This window comes from Halogranum amylolyticum (assembly GCF_900110465.1).
Lineage (GTDB): Archaea > Halobacteriota > Halobacteria > Halobacteriales > Haloferacaceae > Halogranum > Halogranum amylolyticum.
Window position 1 is genome coordinate 1 of the sequence record NZ_FODV01000039.1, and the last position, 21,400, is coordinate 21,400.

Annotated in this window: 15 protein-coding genes and 4 pseudogenes; 17 read left to right on the top strand and 2 right to left on the bottom strand. The window is 53.6% G+C overall.

The features are described from left to right. Both BSG17_RS26555 and BSG17_RS24870 read left to right on the top strand, forming a co-directional pair. A pseudogene (locus BSG17_RS26555) lies at window positions 1-96 on the top strand (IS5/IS1182 family transposase); the annotation flags it as partial. 234 nt (window positions 97-330) lie between these two features. Continuing rightward, window positions 331-558: pseudogene (locus tag BSG17_RS24870) on the top strand (IS5/IS1182 family transposase); the annotation flags it as partial. A gap of 119 nt (window positions 559-677) precedes the next feature. On the opposite strand, the gene BSG17_RS24875 reads toward BSG17_RS24870, so the two are convergent. Next, window positions 678-1,376 carry an ABC transporter ATP-binding protein gene (locus tag BSG17_RS24875; protein ID WP_089828061.1) on the bottom strand — a complete coding sequence of 233 codons (699 nt, stop codon included), beginning with the start codon at window positions 1,374-1,376 and terminating at the stop codon, window positions 678-680. A 319-nt stretch (window positions 1,377-1,695) separates the two neighbouring features. Between BSG17_RS24875 and BSG17_RS24880 the strand changes: the two genes are divergently transcribed. The 13 genes and pseudogenes from BSG17_RS24880 to BSG17_RS24915 all read left to right on the top strand — a co-directional run bounded on the left by BSG17_RS24880 (window position 1,696) and on the right by BSG17_RS24915 (window position 16,736). Continuing rightward, the gene (locus tag BSG17_RS24880; RefSeq protein ID WP_211609340.1) at window positions 1,696-2,421 is read left to right on the top strand and encodes an ABC transporter ATP-binding protein; all 726 of its coding nucleotides are present in this window, start codon (window positions 1,696-1,698) and stop codon (window positions 2,419-2,421) included. After that, window positions 2,408-3,655, top strand: coding sequence for an ABC transporter permease (locus BSG17_RS24885; RefSeq protein ID WP_089828053.1), 1,248 nt, complete (start codon window positions 2,408-2,410; stop codon window positions 3,653-3,655). Before BSG17_RS24880 ends, BSG17_RS24885 begins: the two co-directional genes overlap by 14 nt. Window positions 3,656-3,988: 333 nt before the next feature. Further along, window positions 3,989-4,756, top strand: a pseudogene (locus tag BSG17_RS28850) (FtsX-like permease family protein); the annotation flags it as partial. Between the two features lie 681 nt (window positions 4,757-5,437). Next, a complete protein-coding gene (locus BSG17_RS27395) occupies window positions 5,438-6,760 on the top strand; it encodes an ABC transporter permease (protein ID WP_170864958.1) in 1,323 nt (440 codons plus the stop codon). Continuing rightward, on the top strand, window positions 6,753-8,402 hold the full coding sequence (locus BSG17_RS26560) for a sodium/phosphate symporter (protein WP_139246809.1): 1,650 nt from the start codon (window positions 6,753-6,755) through the stop codon (window positions 8,400-8,402). The genes BSG17_RS27395 and BSG17_RS26560 overlap by 8 nt, the downstream gene beginning before the upstream one ends. Window positions 8,403-8,486: 84 nt before the next feature. After that, entirely contained in the window at window positions 8,487-9,041 is a 555-nt protein-coding gene (locus BSG17_RS24895) for a metal-dependent hydrolase (RefSeq protein WP_089828055.1), read from the top strand. A 238-nt stretch (window positions 9,042-9,279) separates the two neighbouring features. After that, a complete protein-coding gene (locus tag BSG17_RS24900) occupies window positions 9,280-10,101 on the top strand; it encodes an IS5 family transposase (protein ID WP_089828056.1) in 822 nt (273 codons plus the stop codon). Between the two features lie 119 nt (window positions 10,102-10,220). Continuing rightward, the gene (locus BSG17_RS26565; protein WP_139246810.1) at window positions 10,221-10,631 is read left to right on the top strand and encodes a DUF7282 domain-containing protein; all 411 of its coding nucleotides are present in this window, start codon (window positions 10,221-10,223) and stop codon (window positions 10,629-10,631) included. 339 nt (window positions 10,632-10,970) lie between these two features. Then, window positions 10,971-12,377 (top strand): polysaccharide deacetylase family protein, encoded by a 1,407-nt coding sequence (locus tag BSG17_RS24905; RefSeq protein ID WP_139246811.1) that lies wholly within the window; start codon window positions 10,971-10,973, stop codon window positions 12,375-12,377. A gap of 411 nt (window positions 12,378-12,788) precedes the next feature. Then, on the top strand, window positions 12,789-14,159 hold the full coding sequence (locus BSG17_RS24910; RefSeq protein WP_089828058.1) for a right-handed parallel beta-helix repeat-containing protein: 1,371 nt from the start codon (window positions 12,789-12,791) through the stop codon (window positions 14,157-14,159). A 162-nt stretch (window positions 14,160-14,321) separates the two neighbouring features. Beyond that, window positions 14,322-14,951: a DUF7504 family protein gene (locus tag BSG17_RS29000; RefSeq protein WP_449271724.1), complete on the top strand. Its 630-nt coding sequence runs from the start codon at window positions 14,322-14,324 to the stop codon at window positions 14,949-14,951. A 345-nt stretch (window positions 14,952-15,296) separates the two neighbouring features. After that, window positions 15,297-15,443, top strand: coding sequence for a DUF2080 family transposase-associated protein (locus BSG17_RS26575; protein ID WP_139246813.1), 147 nt, complete (start codon window positions 15,297-15,299; stop codon window positions 15,441-15,443). A 3-nt stretch (window positions 15,444-15,446) separates the two neighbouring features. Continuing rightward, the gene (locus BSG17_RS24915; RefSeq protein WP_089828059.1) at window positions 15,447-16,736 is read left to right on the top strand and encodes an RNA-guided endonuclease InsQ/TnpB family protein; all 1,290 of its coding nucleotides are present in this window, start codon (window positions 15,447-15,449) and stop codon (window positions 16,734-16,736) included. A 301-nt stretch (window positions 16,737-17,037) separates the two neighbouring features. Here the strand turns inward: BSG17_RS24915 and BSG17_RS26580 are convergent, their stop codons facing one another. Beyond that, window positions 17,038-18,342, bottom strand: a complete 1,305-nt coding sequence (locus BSG17_RS26580) for a twin-arginine translocation signal domain-containing protein (RefSeq protein WP_139246814.1) — start codon at window positions 18,340-18,342, stop codon at window positions 17,038-17,040. 837 nt (window positions 18,343-19,179) lie between these two features. On the opposite strand from BSG17_RS26580, the gene BSG17_RS24920 reads away from it, so the two are divergent. Together BSG17_RS24920 and BSG17_RS24925 are read left to right on the top strand one after the other, a co-directional pair. Next, the gene (locus tag BSG17_RS24920; protein WP_089828060.1) at window positions 19,180-20,697 is read left to right on the top strand and encodes a right-handed parallel beta-helix repeat-containing protein; all 1,518 of its coding nucleotides are present in this window, start codon (window positions 19,180-19,182) and stop codon (window positions 20,695-20,697) included. 337 nt (window positions 20,698-21,034) lie between these two features. After that, window positions 21,035-21,400: pseudogene (locus BSG17_RS24925) on the top strand (polysaccharide deacetylase family protein); the annotation flags it as partial.

A 21,400-nucleotide genomic window follows, 5' to 3' on the forward strand; every position in this document is an offset into this window, starting at 1 on the left:
GACGGCGAGAAGCTGCGCTCCCGGAGCTGGCACGGCCAGTTCCGGGAGCTGACTCGCAAGTGCATCGTGCATAACCTCACGCAGGCGGCGAGTTAAGGGCTCGCCGCCTGCTCCCCTTCTCTGGATGTATTCGGGAGAGGCATTGCCGTCGTCACCTGAGCTACGGAATAAGATACCATAGTTTTGACCCTTCGACGAAGCTGCGAGCGACGGCTACTGCATCTTCTGAGTTCAAGAACCAGGTTCTGACACCGTGAAAGCGTGAATAATTGATCCCATCCCGACGCAGTCTTGCGTTCAACGAGGCAATACGAGTTCTACAGCCTCAGCGTGGAGCCGTTGATTCACTACCGTGGGTCGTCTGCGAAAGCGGTCAGCAACAACGCGCTTATTCGAGAACGTGACTACACCCAGCGTTGGATGGCTGAAACGTCGTATTCGTCCGTGAAGCGCTCGCTCGGCGATGCCGTGCGAGCGCAAGCCTGGTATCGAGAGTTCCGTGAAATCGTCCTGATGTTCGCCATCACAAACATCGAACAACTCTGTGACCCTCTCTGATCCCTACGCCGTACCCCTATTCAACACAGCAGGCTCCTCGTCCATCATTGGTCGGTGTGTGGATTGTTAGCACAATCGATGTTACAACTTATCGGGATGAGCGAGACATGCGTACCCTACTACAGCGGTTGAACGTGCGACTGCCGTGAGTTGGAGGGTGCATCATCATAGAGCGATCCATTTTCGAGATAGACTGTCTGGTCGAACTCCCGTTCCAAGGACGGGTCGTGACTAATTGTGACAAGTGCAGTATCGGTCGATTCGTGTAATCGAAGCAAGAATTCAAGCACACGTGACGTTGTTTTGGGGTCAAGTTGACCCGTAGGCTCATCAGCAAGTAGGACGTCTGGTCGGTTCGCAAGTGCGCGAGCAATTGCGACACGCTGTTTTTCGCCTCCACTCAGTGTCCCTGGATACTGGGTGGTCAAGTGACTAATTGCAAGCTCCTCGAAGAGTGTCTCAAGCCACTCCTCATCTCTCTCACCGGTGTGATCCTGAGGGAGCGCCGCATTCTCGAACGCCGTAAGATCCGGCACGAGTTGGAAATCTTGGAAGATGAACCCGATCGTATCCCGACGAATCAGTGCACGTTGTTTCCGTTTGAGCGTACTCGCTTCCGTCCCCGACACACAAATCGACCCCGATGTAGGTGTACTAAGGAGCCCGAGAATGTTGAACAACGTTGTCTTCCCCGACCCACTTGGACCACGAACTAAGAGTTGTCCATCAGATGCGACCGAGAGTGATACATCATCAAGTATTTCGGAAGGACCTCGCCTGACCGAGATTGCATGTGCCTCAAGAACAGGTTTGCTCATCATCTGATTCGATGTAATCCTTCGATAATAAAACAACCTATATATTTACAAATATTATAATTATGCGATTAATATGCTCTTGTTTCAATTCTATTAATAGTCGATGTTTCTGACTCAATCAAATGTCATATGGAACACGAGTAGAACTCACAAACAACCGACAACTATTCGCTTCAGCCCCATTTATATTTCATCTACAATAGACTAATGAAAAACATTCGGCCAGTCTGAATTACTATCTTTGTAGTTGCAGGTTACTCTATTTGTCGGCCCATTATTAAGTGAGTTGACGCGTATATTTTTGCTTGAGCTAGATTCAATGATTGCAGACGCCCTTCCCTCCGAGGCTACCGCAGCGATACGATTAGACAACGTCTCGAAGGTGTTTCATCATGGAGAGCCAGTTACGATTCTCGATGCTATCTCTCTCAATGTCTCGCCTGGTTCGTACACTGCACTTATGGGGCCAAGTGGAGCCGGAAAGAGTACACTTCTCAACATCATCGGGTGTTTGAGTCAACCAACCTCAGGAACGGTTTTACTCAGTGGTCGCGACGTAACATCGGTTGATGAGCAGACACGAACACGGATTCGACGAGATGAAATCGGTTTTGTCTTTCAGTCCTTCCAGTTGATTCCCCATCAATCTGCACTCCGGAACGTTGCGTTCCCACTGGTGTTTGCAGGTGTGAGCCGGCAGGCGCGCCACAAACGTGCACGCTCGCTTCTCGAACGAGTTGGCCTCGAACACCGACTTGACTACCCACCAGAGGAATTGTCAGCCGGTCAGCGCCAGCGAGTCGCGATTGCACGAGCGTTAGCCAACGATCCAACGATCCTCCTTGCCGATGAGCCGACGGGAAGTCTGGACCAGAAGACTGGAGAGAGGATCCTCGACCTCTTAGACGAGTTCCACAGCGAGGGTCAGACCGTGTTCGTGGTTACCCACGATAGTGCCGTCGCGGCGCGTGCTGATCGAGTGGTTCGGATCCAGGATGGAACGATTAACACGACTAAAGAGGGTGTGATCGATGGACGTCCGTGAGAGCATTCGACTCGCTTGGACGAATCTGGGGAATCACAAGCTCCGCTCAACACTCACGACGATTGGAATCGTTGTTGGTATCGCTGGTGTCATCTTGTTTATCACACTTGGGGCTAGCTTGCAGGCAGAGATTGTCAGTACCTTTGTCGGAGATAACGAAAACGTCATCCAAGTTAGTGCCCAGAAAGGAGACAACGAGTATTCCGCATTGCTTGGCTCGAGTCGAAGCGTCTACACTGAACACGATATCGAACAGGTAGAATCAATCTCAGGCGTCGAACGCGTCGTTCCGTACAGCGGGATGGGGGTGACAAGAGTCACCACAGCGGATAGTTCGATGGCGACACCACGGATGGCTATTACCGAACCATCTTATTTCGACCTCCGAGGAGATTCGTTCGTCGATGGACGACCTTTCCGTCTTGGTCAGCGCGAAGTGGTCTTGAGTCAGTCCGCGGTTGTAGCTTTCGGCGGAAATGTTTCTGTCGGAGATCAGATAACACTCGGTCAATCTAACGATGAGATACGCAATGCGACTGTCGTTGGTATCATCGATTCGTCTGATCAACTCAGTCTCGATAGTAATGCGCCTCCGGCAGTCGTCTATGCACCAGCAAATCCCTACCACACTCGCCGTGTGACAGCCCCGAGTGCGGAGACACAACAGTTCGTCTATGAGCGTCTCTTCATCCAAGTCACGACGTTCAACAATATTAACCAAGTCGAGGACGAGGTGAAAACGTACATCAAACAGTCTTCGGATGCACGACAGCTTAGCGAATCCGAAACAGAATTGAAGATCCAAACTCGTGAGGACCTCGTCGACCAAGTCTCGCACGTGACACGGACGTTCATCTTGTATATCACCGCTGTTGCCCTTCTCTCACTAATCATTGGGGCGATTGGCATTGCAAACATCATGCTCGTCAGCGTCACAGAACGAACGCGTGAGATCGGTGTCATGCGTGCTATCGGTGCCTCTCGTAGAGCCGTGCTCCAAATCTTCCTCGTGGAATCGATCTCACTCGGAATCCTTGGATCGATGCTTGGCACTGCCGTCGGCGTTCTCTCGGCGAGGGTCACAACAGAGCTCATCAACCTCCCGTTTACATTCCAACTCGAGTGGGTGTTTGCGGCGATCGGCGTCGGCATTAGCATCGGGGTACTTGCAGGACTGTATCCTGCATACTCGGCGGCCCACGTCGACCCGGTTAAGGCACTCAATCGCGAGTGAGCGCACGGTTCGTGCTGACCAAAGAATTTAATTCGACCGTTTGTTATCTATGAGATAACAAGACAACTCTTCCATGGCCGTTCATTCTCCTCTCACGTACGACGCTATTGCAAATCACAGCCAATTCATTGGAGGATCTCCATGGGATATCGTCGCGCACTGCTGACGCGGTGGTCACAGCGGGATCGACTCACAGTTCTCGTTATCGCCGTGACGGTTGCGTTTTTGACTGGAACCGCATTGCTCGTCCTTGCCATTGGTGGGCAGACAACAGCAATTGCTGCTGAGTTTGACTCACCAGGGTCTATCACCTACGTTGAAGCGCCAACAGACATGCGTCCAACTGAAGATGTAGTTGTGCTACCTGTTGCTCAGGTTGAACAGGCAGGCGTCACTTCAGCAACAGTCGTTGGCCCTCCATCAGCAGCGCAGTCATCCTCGTGGTTACCGGAGCAGCAGGTCCCGTCCGCAACTGAGAGCGTCACTCGTGGGGACATCACGAGTGAACAGACGGTACGTCTAGCGGGACCGAACCAATCGCTTACGCTCACCGTCACCCCTCGAAAAGAAACCTCACTCGTTTCTCCACAGTGGTACGTCGCCAACGCAAGTGTCGTCAGTCAGCTAGGCCAAACAGGAGCATTTGTCCTCCATAATGGAGAAGCTGGCTCGGTCGGGAGTCCACTGGTCTCGGCGCTCCGATTTTTCATCACCGGCACACAGCAGGCATTGAATGTTCTCACAGTAATTGCAGGTGGAGGTGCTGTCCTCGTCGGTGTCACTGTTTACAGCGTCACACGGATGAGTGTCCGCGATAGACTGACGACAATCAGGACGATTCGAGCAACAGGCGCGACAGCGACGAGTGTACTCAGCCTCTTTGCACTCCGATCGTGCCTTCTGACGAGTGTTGGAGTTGCCCTTGGCTATGCGATTGGGACGATCGTTCCGAGTATGGCTGTCAATCTCGCTGTTGCACTGGGAGTCCCACTGTCGCTTCCAATCGCAGTGACGGTGACAGCCAGCCAGCTCTTGGCGCCCCTCTTTGGGGTAATCATCGCCGTTGGCGGACTCGCTGGTGGACTTGCAGCGTGGTCCACAGTGCGACAACCACCCGCACACATCACAACGACAACGACACCGAAACACGAGTCACCGCCGAACCAAGACAGTACACTTCGGTCACGACTCTCACCGTCACTTCTCGGGTGGCGCGCACTCATTCCAACAACAGCCACACTCGCTGTGTTCATCGCATTCGTCATATTAACGGCGTCAATTGCAGGTGTCGTTGGAGCATTCGCGGCTGCAGACAGTGCAACGATCACCGAATCGGGAAGCGTCCATCCTGCCACGAGCACAGTTCCCACAAGTTACGCAGACCCACTCCGTGCTCGTGGTATCAACGCAAGCCCAGAGATTCTCTTATTCGAGACGTATGCTAATCGACCTCTTCCCGCTCGTGGAGCGAACTTCTCAGCCTTTGCGGCTGTGTCTGGTGCGGCACTCACAACGGGCCACCAACCCCAGTCAGTCGATGAGGCCGTCATCGGTGAAGACCTTGCACAATCACACAACATACGAGTGGGGGAGACTGTTACACTCGGTGGGTCCACCCAACCGGCATTCACTCGGGTAACGATCGTGGGGACGTTCGCTGCGTCTGGTCCATACGATGATCAACTACTGGTCTCCTTGCCAACTGCACGTCACCTGGCGGGGAAAAGCGATGGGACTGTCCATTTCATTCGGGCCGATCGGTTGCCGACAACTGAGCAAGCAATGCCGACGGGCGTTTCGGTCACCGATCTTCAGGCACCCACAGCTGTTGCCGAAGGGGAGCCGTTCACGGTGAACATCACGGTACGGAACGATGCACTGTCACGGGAGAATCACTCGCTCACCGTGCAATATCGCAACCAGACGGCAACTCAGGAACTCACACTGCAGGCCAGTGGTCAACAGACGGTCACACAGCAGTTCCCCGCTGGTTCACAGGGGAATTATAGTCTCACTGTTGATAACGAATCGAGGACGATCCAGGTGGTCTCATCACAGACGGCACGAATTTCAAACCTCCCGGAGCGTGCACCACCAACCAGTGCACCACTCGTCCAAGCACGGACAATCCAAGGGACACCACTGACCAACGCAACCGTCCTGATTGGAGCACAACGCGTGCAGACGAATGCAAGCGGGTATGTGCGACTTCCACTGGACTCACCCGGCGAGTATTCACCACGGATTGAAGGACGTCCGACCCTCACGCGCAACTCTATAACTGTCGAGCAGGGCGCAAGGAAAACATTCGTTACAGACCTGCGCGTTCGCCCACGTTCACCTAGTGCCGTCACTCAACCAACTGCTCACCTCGTGATTTATAACCCTTGGAACGAGACGCTCACCCAGAAAATTACTGTCCGGGGAGCTGGCAAACAAACAACGGACTCTGTGACACTTTCACCAGAAATGCAGGCGACACGTACGATGACACTCCCTCGACGCACAGCAGGCACATACAGCGTCGAAGCGACGACAGCGCGTGATACGCTGGCCCGCACTAACTACACCGTCGTCAGCGATGAACGGCTTGCAGCCGCTATCGCAAGTAGCGGCCGAACAGGGACGACAGGGATTGGCCAGGCCGTTGAAGTCGCATTCGGGAATTTCCAACTCGTACTGCCAACGCTTGTCGTCTTGGCTGGCATCATGACGATTGGGGGAACGACAGCGACGTTCGCCCAGACAGTTCATGCTCGTCGACAGACCGTTGGAATCTATCGTGCGACGGGTGCGACACCGGGTGAAATTCTCAAAATCATCCTGGGTGATGCGTTGCGCATTGGCTTCCTCGCGACAGCATTGGCGACCATCATCGCAGTGAGTGCACTCGCTGTGCTTGACACCCTTGGACTGTTAGTCGTCTTCGGCGTTCGGCTGTCCTCACTCCCAGATGCAACTGTCTTCTTCGCTGTCTGGGGTGGTTCCCTCTTCATCACACTGCTTGGGACGGTATTTGCGACCCTCTCACTTATCACCGTTCCGCCTGTCACCCTCTTGTCGGCTCTCCAACCGCGAGTGCCAGGAAGTGATGCAGATGAGTAACGAACAAGCTCGGACCTGCCTTGATGTTGCACTTGTTGTCTTTGTCGTCGCACTTGCACTTCGGTTGGTGCCCCTTCTTTGGAGTCCGTTACCTGCGACACTCGATGGATTCGGATACGCCTCACTTGCGCACGAAACGGTTACTCAGACGCTGCCGCTTTACCGAATCGGCGCCGACGAATTTGTACTCACTGTCGGATTGGCCATGGTGAGCGAGGTGATTGGAATGGAACCACGCACTGCGGTTCAACCATTTGCCGCGATGGTTGGGGCTGCAGCACCTGTTGTCGCTTCAACACTCGCATATGTGCTCGGCAGAGAACTCCAGTGGTCGCGACAACGACTCCGACTCGTGACGGCACTTGTGGGCTTTTCGCTTGCTATTCAGGGATTGTTTCTTCGGCGGACAGGGGAGCCTGACGAAGAAACAGTTGGCCTTCTGTTAGTCCCGATTCTCGCTTACGTTGCTCATCAAATGTTTGTGACCCGGGATCAACGATGGATGGGACTGACAGCGATATTTATTTTTGTCTTCCCGTTCCTTCACAATTTGAGTGCGACTGTCGCTGTCCTTACTGTAACAGCGCTTGTTTTTCTTCACGTCACGAAAGAACTCTCTCGAGACAGTATTATACTTGGAGGTAGCTTTGTGGGAGGCTTTTGGTTGTGGTTCTGGGGCTACTTTGAGCTTGCAGAATCTGCTGGTCTCAGAATCAGCTTTAGTGGTCTCTTCAGAGACCATCCTGGGCTCTTACTCGCATGGATTGTTGTTCTCATAATTGGTGTAGTGTGGTTCCGTGGAACTTCCAAACAGCTACAACGAGCTACGTTCCTATTATCGATTGGTAGCTGGTTCGTCATCGTCATCGTAAACGTATTCACACCTATCTTTCCGGGGACTGTCCCCTCTCCACCACTAATCACGCTTGGCCTTATCATGTTCCTTATCCCCGTTATACTGGCAAGCCGTGCTCTCCCTATCGTTAGAGTGTCTGACACAGGGGCGCTGGTTCTTAGTTTGGTCGCTGCACCGATAGCACTCACCTACTACGCGCTCACAGCTGAGCTCACGCCACAACACTTCGTTGCCGTGGTGCGCATGCAAACCTTCGCTCATCTATCCGTATTCCTCCTCGCTGGGTTCGCAGTGACAAAGTATGCCCTCCCAACAACGACTGTCTCCCGGTGGCGACAAGCGCTTGGTGGTACTGCTGTCTCTCTCTTTGTTATTACTCTCCTCGTCACCGCACCACTTGGGTACGTTAATCTCGATACGGGCTCGTATCCAAGCACAACAATGGAATCGGAGTTTCAGGCTGCCACGTTCGCAACGACACACGTCAATGGGACGTTTGCAAGTGACCACACAATTTCTAATATCGCCACAGACTACGCGAATTCCGAGAATGCGACAATGGCACCCACAATCGAGTGGTTACGTGGGAACCCACGACCACGCTGTGCATTCGTCTCACAGACCTCATGGACCACAACCGGTGCACACCTGTACCCAGCCGGACCAGAAACCGTTACTACGGCTCGACATTCGCAACTCCTTGCAACCAGCAACCTGGTCTATACAACTGGTGGCCATGATCCACTCTATCTCACGGTACCACGGTCGGGCTCGGAGACGTGTTAAGGGAGGACTCTGCGAGTCTCGGGCAATGACGATGAATCCCGTTTCGATACTTTGAGGAACGCCACAGCCAGACACTCAGACAAGATGTGGCCATGGGGACACGCGGCAGTTGGGTATCTACTCTACTCGTTGTATAGCCATCGAACATACAATCAACCACCTACTAGCATGGCCGCGATTCTCGCCGGGGTCGGGACGCAGTTTCCCGATCTCATCGACAAGCCACTTGCATGGTCCGTTGCTGTCCTCCCAACAGGACGATCACTTGCGCACTCGCTCATCACTGCCTCGCTTGTAATTACGCTTGCACGCACAGTCAGTCGCCGGTATAACCGTTCGGGATATGCAGTGGCATTCGGGATTGGTTATCTTTCACATCTCGCAGCAGACGGCTTACATCCAGTCATCAAAGGTGACTTTGCAAGCCTTACCTATCTCACGTGGCCACTTCTCCCGCTTCCAGTGTCCGACACTGACAAGAGCTTCCTCGCACACTTCTTGGCCTTCGAGTTCAGGCCATTCACACTACTCGAGTTTGGGCTCGTTGCACTGGCGCTCATCGTCTGGTGGTACGACGATATCCCTGGCGTTCGAGGGCTGCAACACCTCTTACAGAACGAGCGTACTGTTCGGGAGTAGCTCCGCTTCACCTCGGGACCCTCGATGACGAGCAAAGCGGTATTGGTAGCTTTGAGAACCCCGTTAAAAATAGGACAAAACCCAAACATCAGATAATAATTAAGATTTATTTTCTAATCAATATATTCTCCACGAAAAGTACACACTCGACCACAAGACATTTATTGGCTCTGTAGTTTCGCTAGACTGAGACGCCACGACTCCGTTATTGCCGTAGAAAGCGAAGAGACAGATCGGTGTGACATCCGAAATCCGTCTCTTCACTCGTGTTACGGTCGCTAAGTCTAAATCTGTTGTTGCAAACCCTGACGAACCCGCCGACCCCGAAGGGGGTCGCGGGTTCGCTGAATGGGCGATGCTCACGCTGCATGCACTTCGCATCGAGCTGGGCAAATCCTACCGCGTCGCGGTGGATTTGCTCAGCGAGATGCCCGGCGTTCTCGAAGAGATCGGCCTCACACGGCTTCCTCATTACACCGTCCTCCGTACGTGGTTTGAACGGATTCCGACGAAGACCTGGCGTGCGTTCCTCGACGCGTCGGTCGAGGAACGCACTGGCCACGCCGCCATCGATTCGACCGGCTTCGACCGTGATCAGCCTAGCCGCCACTACGCCAACCGCACTAACTACCGTGTTCGAGCGCTGAAAGTCACCGCTCTCGTGGATGTCGAAACGCTGTACATCACCGACATCCACTCGACAACCTCGAAGAAGCATGATGCGAAGATCGGCCCGCAGGTCGCCCGCCGGAACGCGGGCGACCTGCGGAGCCTGGCCGCCGATCGCGGATACGACGCGAGAGCCTTCCGCGACGAACTCCGTCAAAATGGTGTTCGACCGCTGATTAAACATCGCATCATGAACCCACTCGATCACGCCCACAACGCCCGCATGGACAGTGATCGGTACCACCAGCGATCTATGTCTGAAACTGTCTTCTCGTCAATCAAGCGCACGCTCGGCGCTGCCGTGCGTGCGCGAAGCTGGTGGCTGGAGTTCCGTGAAATGCTTCTCAAAGCGACCGTCTACAACCTCCGCCGGAGCGTGAGATATCCGTGAAATCCAGCGCCGTATACCGAAACTACAGAGCCCATTTATTCAACACCAAATATCACTAATCTGGAATGTCCCCAAATACAAAGCGAAAACATCCCTCCAGACGTGAAACACTCAAGCTCATGGGTACAACACTCCTTGCTGCCGGGATTGGAACGACGAGCGCAGCGAAGAGTGATGATGCAGAATCCATTCAGAAGACATCGCTCACATTTGCCGATCAGTCCCCCCACTACGGAACAGTCTACGTGACCGATGTGACGCTTCCAGAGGATGGATTCATCGCCCTCCACGATGCGTCATTCTTCACCGAAGGACCGGTCGTTGGAGTTTCTGCCCCGCTAGCCAAAGGCACGTACTCGAAACTCCCGGTCGAATTCACTGAATATCCAGACGGACCACTAACTGTTGCTGCAATTGCACACCAGGACACACCTTCAGATGGAGTCTTCACGTATCCTGATGATGGTGATCAGCCATTCCTCGACGATGGAGCCGTCGTCCACGATACCGCGTGGATTTCACCCGAGTGACCGGTTACGGGCACGGTGTTCCGTGGCTCTTCTTCTTCCTTCAGATCATTGTGTTCGTGTGACCGATTGGGCCTTAACCACCTCCAATTATAGTTGAAATTCACCACAAGAAGTATATCTATACAGACTACATATTCGCTCATGCAAACTCGACGGTCTGCGTTGAAGGCCGGAGCGGCAGTCGTCGGACTCAGTGTCCTTCCCCCTTCGATGCATGCTCTCTCGACAGACGAAACGAGTGGGTCGTGCGTATTCATCTACGACGACGGTCACGACACGGATCGCACGAAGACCCTGCCTGTCCACCGGGAACTCGACGCACCCGCTTGCCTGGCCACAGTGTCAGGCTATCTTAGCCCGACTGGAGACTACCTCTCCGAAGACGACATTCAAGAGTTCCTTGACGCGGATTGGGAGATCCTCTCGCATACAGACTACCACCGCCCTGTCGGGCAGATCCCGCTCACCGACGACGTCGAAGAGGGCGACACAAAACTCGAGGTTAGGTCATCGTTCCACGGTCGGATTGGCGGCGACCCGCTTGAAGTAGTTGACGACGACGGTAACGCGATCCGGGTGGTCGTCGACGACCGCAATGACGGCGTCATCACGCTGCAAGAACCCGCCCCCGGTCCGGTCTCCGCGAGTGCGAATGGGCGGGTTCGATTCCCAGCGGAGTTCACACGCGAGAAACTGCGAGAGTCCAAGGAAGAACTCCAGGAACTCGGCGGTCAAGCGCGCGGTTTCATTGCTCCATTCGGTGTCTACGACGAGTGGGCCGCCCAGTTGGTTGCAGAGCAGTTCGAAGCCTGTGGTAACGGACGGTTCGGCGACGGCATCAATGAGGACGTGAATCCGTACTGGCTGAAGCGTATTCAGTACGAGGAAATGTCGCCCAACGAGCTCGACGCACTCGCTGCAGAAGCCGCAGAGAGGAACGCCATCCTCATTCTCGGCTCTCACTCGTGGGACGAGGATCTCACGGAATCGGAGATCAAAAACGCTATTCAAACCGTCCGAGACAACGGACTAGCCATTCGGACGCTCCATGATGCGCTCGTCGCGACCGGTGCCGTCGAAGACTCCGAAGAGACATCTGACGACCCCAAACAGACGCCTACCGAGACACCGACTGAAACCCCTGAAGAGCCTGACGAACCCGAACAGACGCCTACTGAGACGCCGACTGAAACCCCTGAAGAGCCTGACGAACCCGAACAGACGCCTACTGAGACACCGACTGAAACCCCTGAAGAGCCTGACGAGCCCAAACAGACGCCTACTGAGACACCGACGGAAACCCCTGAAGAGCCTGACGAACCCGAGGACAACGAACCTGAGAACAACGAGCCCACGCAGACGTCGATTCCCGAGTCAACAGCACCGCCCGAACCGCCGAGTTCAGGTGATTCGTCACCGCCACCGGATTCCTTGGAGCGGTCAGAGCCACCAGATGCACCGGAGCCTGAAGAGACGGCGAAACCCACTCCTCGGACGACAGTGACGTCGACACCCTCGTCAGCAGAGACGCCGCCGCCCACTTCTCCGACAACAGTGACGTCGACATCCTCGCCGACAGAGACGCCGCCGCCCACGACGGCCCCGGCAACCACATCAGCAAGGGGAGATGAAAGGACGTCGAGGACACCAGAATCTACGACACCTGCTCGACAGTCTGACTCCTCCGGTCGGATTCCCTTCCTCAGCGACTTGTTCGACTGGCTCGCCAAGCTGTTGTCACTCTGATCGGGTCACACGTCATCACCTCGCGTACCCACGCGTGTTGATGTTTGGTGGTAGCACTTTTCAGCATCTCTGTTCGGTTACGGCCACGAGTGACGAATTGCCGGGCACCAAGGTTCGAATACCGGTTCTAGAACGACTGGATTCGGCTGTTCACGCGAATCCTGCATACTACTCCCAGTGTTATCCGAACACCAATGCACTTTTCAGTGAAATAATGTAGATGATGTACAATATCTTATTTTCTATACTCTTCAGAGATTGTATTTTCCAAGAATGTATCATCCAATAGATTGAAATGGGAGCGCACTGATGTCACCCATATGAATATACAGTAGATACAGAAATTATACTGTAACAACTTAACAAGAGTTAATCGAACCATAGATAGCTGCGGCTAAAAATAACAATCAGATGACAAACAATATCGAAAACGCGGAAGAGAATCGCGAATCAGAAGCAACTTTGCCACGACGGAGTGTTCTCCAAGCACTGGGAGCTGGCTCTCTTGCGCTCGGAAGTAGCGCGACGCAGGTTTCGGGGGCAGCCGGAAACACGGCAACAGCAGCAGACGTTGATGTGCAAGACACGTCGATTCAGATTGGTCCGAATCTGGATCTTGGTGGGCGGCTCATTGTTGGGAAAGGACTCGCTTATCAGACGATTGAAGCTGCTTGGGAGGACGCACACCACGGTGACAAGATCTATGTTCACTCATCATATGATGCGCAAGAAGCGGGTGAGCAGTTCCCAATCGTCCTTGACAATCGAGAGAAAGAGGTCATGCTCACAGGTGGTCACCCCTCTGGAACCGTTATCGATGCAGGTGACACCGATGCTAACGTTATTGAAGTGATCGGTCGCGGTCAGGCCGATTACCGAAATAATCCGATTGTGAGAAACCTCAAAATTACTGGAGGAAACGTTGGCTTGCGAATCCGCGCGGCACCCTACTCCATGTACGAGAACCTCATTCTCTATGAGACAGGATCACATGGGATTCAAGTTGATGAATACACTGATGAGAATGGTGACTACCGAGGAACCTTCGGGGTAACGTTCCAATACTGCGTCGCTTGGAGCTGTGAGGGTAACGGCTTCCGTCTTGAAACTGCGGCTCGTCCCCACAGTACAACGTTCTACGGTTGTCACTCGATGTTCAATGGACGCTACGGAAGTCAAACGCTTCCCGGTGTTCACATGCGCGGATACGCGACACGGTGGCACGGGGGAACGGTTCAAGGGAACGGTGGCTTCGGCGTTGATGCTCGCTCGGGTGCAACGCAGAGCGTCTATGGTGCATACTTTGAAGGAAATGGAGCAAAGCGTGACTACCCATATGCTATCTATATGACCAGTACCGCCGCCGGGTTCACGGTCGAATCGTCCTATTTCCAGGGAGGGTTCTTCAGAGATGCACCGAACGGACGATCACAATCGTATCGGGCGATCGCTATTGACGGTACGCCAAACGTTTCTATCAAGAATACCACTTACCGAAACTATGAAGATGCATTTCTGCTCGTCCGGGGTGCTCGCGATGTAGATATCCACCGGACAACCCACGTTCCACTAGACGAGACGCCATTCCTGCGTCAGAATGATGCGGTACGTATTCGAAGCGATGGGATTGTCCAACAGGCCGATCTTCGTGACGAGTCTGGAGGATACCAGGGTGATCTCGGTGTGCACGATGGATCCGGTAGCGCCCAGTGGGGTCTTGCCATCTGGAATGGTAGCAATTGGGTTAGCGTAATGGATTCTCAACCGATTACATCAAATTAGAGTGGATGTCTGCTTGGATGCAGTGTGAAGCCTGCCCAAGCAGACGGTGAGTTAGAGAAACATCACCTGCTCAATTTTGGATTGAACAGACCTGAAGAACAGATGGGCCTATTTTTCACTATCCATATGTTTTATTAATAACACGACTTAAGTGGTGTATGGATGTCAATAAGCCAACTACTCAAACGAATTAAGGACCAGGGATGCAATATCCTCGTCACAGGAGCCGTCCCGAGTACTGTCTCAGCGTACGCTTCCCGTCAGTTGCTCGGTCACCCAGCATGCCATAGGGAGCGTATAGTATGTCTCATCGGAGATCGCGGTCAAGAAAACTGGGTCGCACCGAGAGCACCCGATAGGTATACTCAGACAGTTGTCGCAGACTCTCCAAGCGAGTTCTACCAAGAAACTCTCGACCGAACGGTTGCTAACGAGGTTCAACAGGCTGCTAAAGAGATTACCCAGAGCAATGGTGTTGAGTCAAGTGACGTTCGTCTTTGCTTCTATTCGCTTAATCCATTCGTTGCTGAGTGGGGTACTCAGTCGACTATGGAAGCACTCGCTGAGGTTCTCAATCAGGTACGTTCAGTGAGCGGAATGGGTTACTTCCATCTCCCTCGACCACCAAACTCGTCGGGAGTAAACAAGGTCAAACAGGAATTCGATATCGAGATTGAACTGCGTGAGCACCTCGAGAAAGACCCCGCCCCCGAATGGCGGTGGCATATCCCAAACTATGGAACAACTAACTGGCTCCAGATTACCCACTGGAATAACGAATATGATACGTGAGATCCTCCTCGCGGTAAACGGCGAGATTCTCTCCTTGTGGAAGGCATCGATGTTCGGGTAACACTGGGAGTGATAGTCGGTGCCTGTGTGAACGGATAGGCGTCGCCTCATTGACTAGAATTAACTGGAATTAGGCGCTAAGTCCCCTTCCTCAAGGAGCAACGCAGGGAGCGAAGCGACCGAGTAGCGCAGTAGGGAGGGGATACAGCGTTCACAAGAGCAAGCTCTTGTGGGCGAACGAGACACGATGTGTCTCGTTAACGCCGCACGATTCTCAAACACGTTCGCCCCTCGGCCCACAGGCCACCCCCACCTTTATGTCTATCCAAAGTCTATACATCGGTGATGGATAGGTTTGAAATCGAAGGAGAAGAAGTTCTCGACGGAACCGCAAAACCTTCGGGGAACAGTGCCCACGTCATCGTCCCCAAACGATGGCGCGGAGCCGACGTGAAAGTCGTCCGCGTCTCCGATCCCGACCCAGACGAATAGCCCATGCACTACAACTACAAGTATCGACTCAACCCGCCAGAAGCCCTCGAAGAGGAGCTTCTGTACCACGTCGATACTTGTAGGCAACTCTACAACCACGTCCTCCACCTGCTCAACGAGGCAGACGACATCCCCGCCCGCTACGAGGTGCAGGGGCGACTCCCCGACCTCAAATCGTGGTGGGACGACCTCGGAGATGTCCACTCGAAAGTTCTCCAGATGGTCGTCAAGCGCGTCTACGACAACCTCTCCACGCTCAAAGCACAGAAGGAGAATGGACGCGCCGTGGGAATGCTCAAGTGGAAACCACCTCGGGAGTATCGGTCGCTTACCTACAACCAGTCCGGCTTCGAACTCAAGAATACGAGTGGTCGGCCCACGTTGTGGTTGAGCAAGATCGGCGAGATTCCGATTCACCTCCACCGAGACATCCCCGAGAACGCGACCATCAAACAGGTCGCGGTCAAACGCGAACCCACGGGCGAGTGGTATGCCACGTTCGGCATCGACGTGAACGAGGATACACCAGAGAAGCCGCAGAATCCCGAGCGGGTCGTCGGCATCGACGTGGGAATCCTCAAGTACGCCCACGACACCGACGGGTACGCCATCGAGAGTCCCGACTTCAGCGAGGAACGTGAGCGACTCGAACGCGCACAACACGACCTCTCGCGGAAGGAACACGGCTCTGCGAATTGGGAGAAACAACTGCAGGTTGTTGCCGAATGCCACGCCGACCTCAAGCGGAAGCGTCGGGACTTCCTTCACAAGTTGTCGAACTACTACGCCTGCGAGTACGACCTCGTGGCGGTTGAGGACTTGGACGCGAAGGGCTTGGTCGAACTGCCGGGCAACTCGCGCAACCGGGCAGGAGCGGCGTGGGGGACGTTCCTGCGGATGCTTCAATACAAGTGCGAGCGCGAAGGGACGTACTTCGTCGCAGTTGACCCGAAAGACACGACGAAGGAGTGCGCGTCCTGCGGCGTCAAGACGGATAAACCGCTGTGGGTGCGCGAACACTCGTGTCCGTCGTGTGAGTTCGAGGCGGACAGGGACGCGAATGCGGCGTGGAATATTCTTTCTCGCGGTCTCGAAGACATAGGAGTGGGATACTCCGAATCAACGTCCCCAGAAATCAAAGATTTCTGGTGTGCGAACGAATCGCGTCGCGATTCGTTAACGCCTGTGGAGACTGCGCTCCCTACGGACACCGATTCGGTGTCTGCAAAGCGCGTCGTGGAAACAGGAAGCCCCACCCTCAAGGAGCGAACCGCGTCAGCGGTGAGCGAGTAGGGTGGGGTAGTTCACTCGGAACTGTCTAACTAAGGAACGAGCAGATTGAAGAGTTAGTTGTTCAACTTGATTTCAAGGGAGCGTGTCATAGAATACGTTTCACACCTCCTATCCAGTGATGAGACAGTCCTCATTGTACTTGTCGTCCAGTGATCTTACTAGTCACGTGTTCTCTTCATGAAGATATTCGCAACTATTTGTGGTTGTGAACTATTGTATGACACCCCCTCACAAACGAAGTCAAGTGTCGCTCAACCTCCGCCTAAAGACGGGGGTATGCGTTTGACTCTCTATCAATTCTTCACGCTGTCTGGATCCAGTTACCGTTTCCATCAGCAACAAACGGCTTCCACTGATTGCCAGCAGTATTCCAAACAGTTGTACCTGATTCAAATGCATAATCAGCGTGGCTGTTCCATTCACCACGATGATTTGGATCACCGTTATTCGTGCCGCGTCCGTTAATAATAGTCCGCTTGCCCGAGTCCACTACGTTGCCTGTATTCCGGAGGTTCATGAATACGTTTTCAGTTCCAGAAATGCGTAGGTTTGACCCTCCTGCATCGATATTCGCGAAACTGTTTCGGTTTCCGCTGACTCGAGCGAGCGTTTTGGTTTGTCGGGCCTGAATGTTCGAAAACTGCGTCCCATTGCCTTGAATATCGAAGCCGGTCTTGACTTCTCTGAAAGCAACATTGGAAATAGTGTTGTCGGCAGCTTCTTCTGTTGCAAAATAGCCAACGTCTAAACTATCGAAATACAAATTGGTCATCCCTGTTCGCTCACAGCGTGATTCAATACCGGGCGAACAAGCATACGTCGAAATTCCAGAAAGTTGGCTCGCATTTGTATTCATTCGAATTCCTCCCTTCTTACAGCCGACGATATGTTGATTGGTGACTTTTGCTCGTGTTCCGGACCCAAGCCATACTGCCCATCCATTGTGATTTTCTACCCAGCAGTTATGTATTCGTGTTCCCGAGGCAGAAGGGTTAATGTGAATACCGTCATGGTGTCCGTACCTGACGATGAGATTCTCTAACAGAAGATCAATGATGTCCCCAGTCGAATATATGAGATGACCTTTCGACTCTGGACCCTCACGATTATTCCCATATACGGTCATGTTAGCCACACCGCTGAAGTTTCCGGAACGGCGGTCTTTTAGTGAGAATTCGAGAAATGACGCATCGAAATTCGGTTTCTGAAGGGTTGTGCTGCGAACACCCGTCCCTTTGAGATACTGTCCTGTTTCTTCGTAGTCAATGTCGAGGTTGGTGGAGAATTGGTCAGCCGTATAACATCCTTCACCGAAGAACAGCGTACCCGGAGATGCCATTGCTTTTTCACCGTCAACTACCCAGGGTGAGTCGCTAGTCCCTTTCCCATTTGTTGCAAAAGTATCTGCGAACTGTATGCCTGCCCGTTTTAAAGACGATCCGTCGCGCTGTTGTAACGGATCGTTGTTTTTATTTTCTGTATTTTTTGGTGGATCTTGAGTCTCAGAATCTGTCTGTTCGAGAGCGTTACAACCAGCGAGTGCGGCCGTGCCGCCAAGCGAGGACCATTTCAGGAACGTGCGGCGAGTACTATCTTGGTCAGACATTCTAATTCGATTGTAATTTAGCCCACACTACACTATATAATAAGTCTTCTTACTTATTTTACAATCATATATGGGCGAAATAGACAGTAAAATATATACTATCTTTTAGCGTCATTATTTGGACCAAGCGTCGTCGGTGATGAGGCAGACCCTGCGTACGTTCACAGCAGTCCCTCAACGCCCGTGTTCGAGGTATCCGAGGGTCAGCAACCCACGAGAGAACTGGTGGACTTGTCAGTGGATTCCCCTTCTACCGTCGAATCAACGGAGGCGTGGAAATCGCTATTTTTCTTCAAGGAGCGAATCCTGCTCTTTACAGTAGTTGCCGAATCAAATTGACGCCAGGAGAGAAGCGCTGCTTTTCACAGTTCGGATGGGCTGTCTCGGACCTGAGACTCTCAAAGGAGAATCGTGACCTCCTCCCCGCCGTAGACGGCGGGGCTTCCCACGAGCAAAGGCCCGCTGAGTTGGGAGAGTTACGGTTTAACACCCGACAAGTGCTGGCAGGGCCACGCTACCGTTACTAACACCCACAGGTTGGTGAGTTGTGTTGTCGCCTTTCTTGAGTCGGGCGACACCGCTTTTTCGCGGGCTCAATGACACGTCGAATCCCTTTCTAAACGAGGTTCACCGGTAACTCTGTCTCGCAAGAAGACCCCACCCTCAACGCGCGAAGCGCGTGGGGTAGGGTCGTTCACGGATGGAACGCAATGGAATCGGTGAATACGGTACTACGATCACTATAGGTGGTGGAATTCTAACCAATCCATTACCTCTTCTTAGCTTCTATAATCAGACAATACATATCAGTGCTACGTACTTTCCACAGATTGCGTCATGCCTGAAACCCCAGAACAGAGCCCAGCTCGAACAGTTAACCGTCGTTCCGTTCTTGGCACGATCGGGGCGGCAACAGTTGGTACAGCGGTCCTTTCTGGACGTGCAGCTGCCAGCTCAGATTACGAACAGATCAATATCGTCGACGCCGGTGCGGATAATACTGGCAGTGAGTCTATCACTCCTGTCTTGGACGACGTCCTCGGCAACAACAGGAAGATCTACTTCCCGCCTGGCGAGTACTACGTCGACGAGGGTATCCGCTTCACTGACTTCACCAAACTCTGGCTCGTCGGTGACGACGCGACGATCGTCCCAGCTCCTGCTGATGAGTTTGATGGGCCCCATTATATCTTCAAGCTTGGGACGTACTACGCACCGGGCGACTGGCTCCGCATCGGCGATCTTACCTTCGACTTTCGTGCGGACAACACCGGCCTACGCGCGATTCAGGCGCAGGTTAACGACTGTTACATCCACGACGTCGACTTCGTCGGCGAACACGACGCCGGCACCCACGGTCCGATGCTCGTCGACATCATTGACCCCGACAAGATCGCCGCGGTCGACCGAGTGAGTATGCCCGACGGTGGCGCGTGGACCGAAGACACTGACCGCGACGGCAACCCCGACGTCCGGTGGGGACCGACCGGCTTCATCGTCAGCCCCTACCACAAAGGAAAACTTTGGGTACGCGACTGCGAAATCGGTGGCTTCCCCGATAACGGTCTCTACGACTCCGGCGGTGACGGCCGCGTCGTCGTTCGCGGTGGACGATTCGAGAACAGCAACTCTGCAAACATCCGGCTTGACGGTGATGAGAGTACCATCCAGGACGCGACCGTCGTCGTCGACAACAACCGCGAGCGCGACACCAACCAGCGTGGGATCCGCCTCGACGGCGGGTCGAACTGTTGGGTCGACAACTGTGAGATCGTCCTCGAAGAGCCGAATGGCCACGCGATCACCGTGATGCCGGACTGCTCTTCGGCAAAGATTGAGAACACTTCGATCACACTCAATTCCAGCAACGAGTCGAATGATGCAATCAAGCTTTCGAGCGGAAGTGGTGACGTCACCATCGACGAAGTCGATATTGAGATGAACTGCCCTGGGCAGGCCATTGAGGTGAAAGAGGGTGACGGAGACGTTCTCATCGAAGAAACAACCATTACCGGAGATGCTTCTGGTGCAACTGGTGGTCGACATGCCATCCGCTGTGAACGTGATGGAACCCGGCTCTATGGGAATACAATCAAACAACCAGGACCAGGATACCGCCGTACCCTCACACTCACCGCCAACGACTGTGTCGTTGCCAACGGGTCCTACGAATCGACACATCATCCCATCATTAACGACGGAGATGATAACGTCATCTCGAAAATTACTGCTCGCTCGTACGACGGCTATGAAGGTATCAAACTCGTTAGTGGCTCCATCAATCTTTACTGGAGCACCATATATGAGGGTGTTAGAGGCGACTACGACGGTTACGGCAACGAGTTCCCGAGCTAATTTCTCTTTCTCGGGGGAGAGAATCTCACCATTCTGAATTCACTCCAGACGACAGAGGTCGTGCAAACCTGGGAGTATACACTCCCGGGCCGAAATTTGGCGTGAGTGGCTGTTGGTGTGCTTGGGCGAGCGCAGTTTGAGTGAGACTGCATCGGTCGGAAGAGGCAATAGTGGCACGATCCGTGTCCTGCGTTGGGTCTGTCTAACATCAATAGAAAAACAATTTCTATTGAGAATAAAACTTCCAAGGATATATAATCTGGAATGTGTAAATTTAGCCACAAGAAATAAGTTCAACCCAGCCACATGTTTTTCCATGCCAACTAGACGTTCTGCAATGAAGACTGGAGCGGCAGTCATCGGACTCAGTACCATTCCAACCTCGATTCAGGCGCTCCCGACGGACGGGGATGGTGGAAAATGCGTGTTCATCTACGACGACAGTCACAAGAAGGACCTGACCAAGACACTCCCAGTGCATCGTGAGCTCGATGCCCCGGGTTGTCTCGCTGCCGTGTCGGGCTACCTCAGCCCGACCGGCGACTACCTGGCCGAGGAGGATCTCCAAGAGTTCCTCGACGCCGACTGGGAGATCCTCTCGCACATGCACTACCACCGACCGGTTGGGCAGCGAGCGCTCACCGAAGACGTCGAAGAGGGAGATACCGAACTCGAGGTCGTCTCCACGTTCCACGGGCGGTTC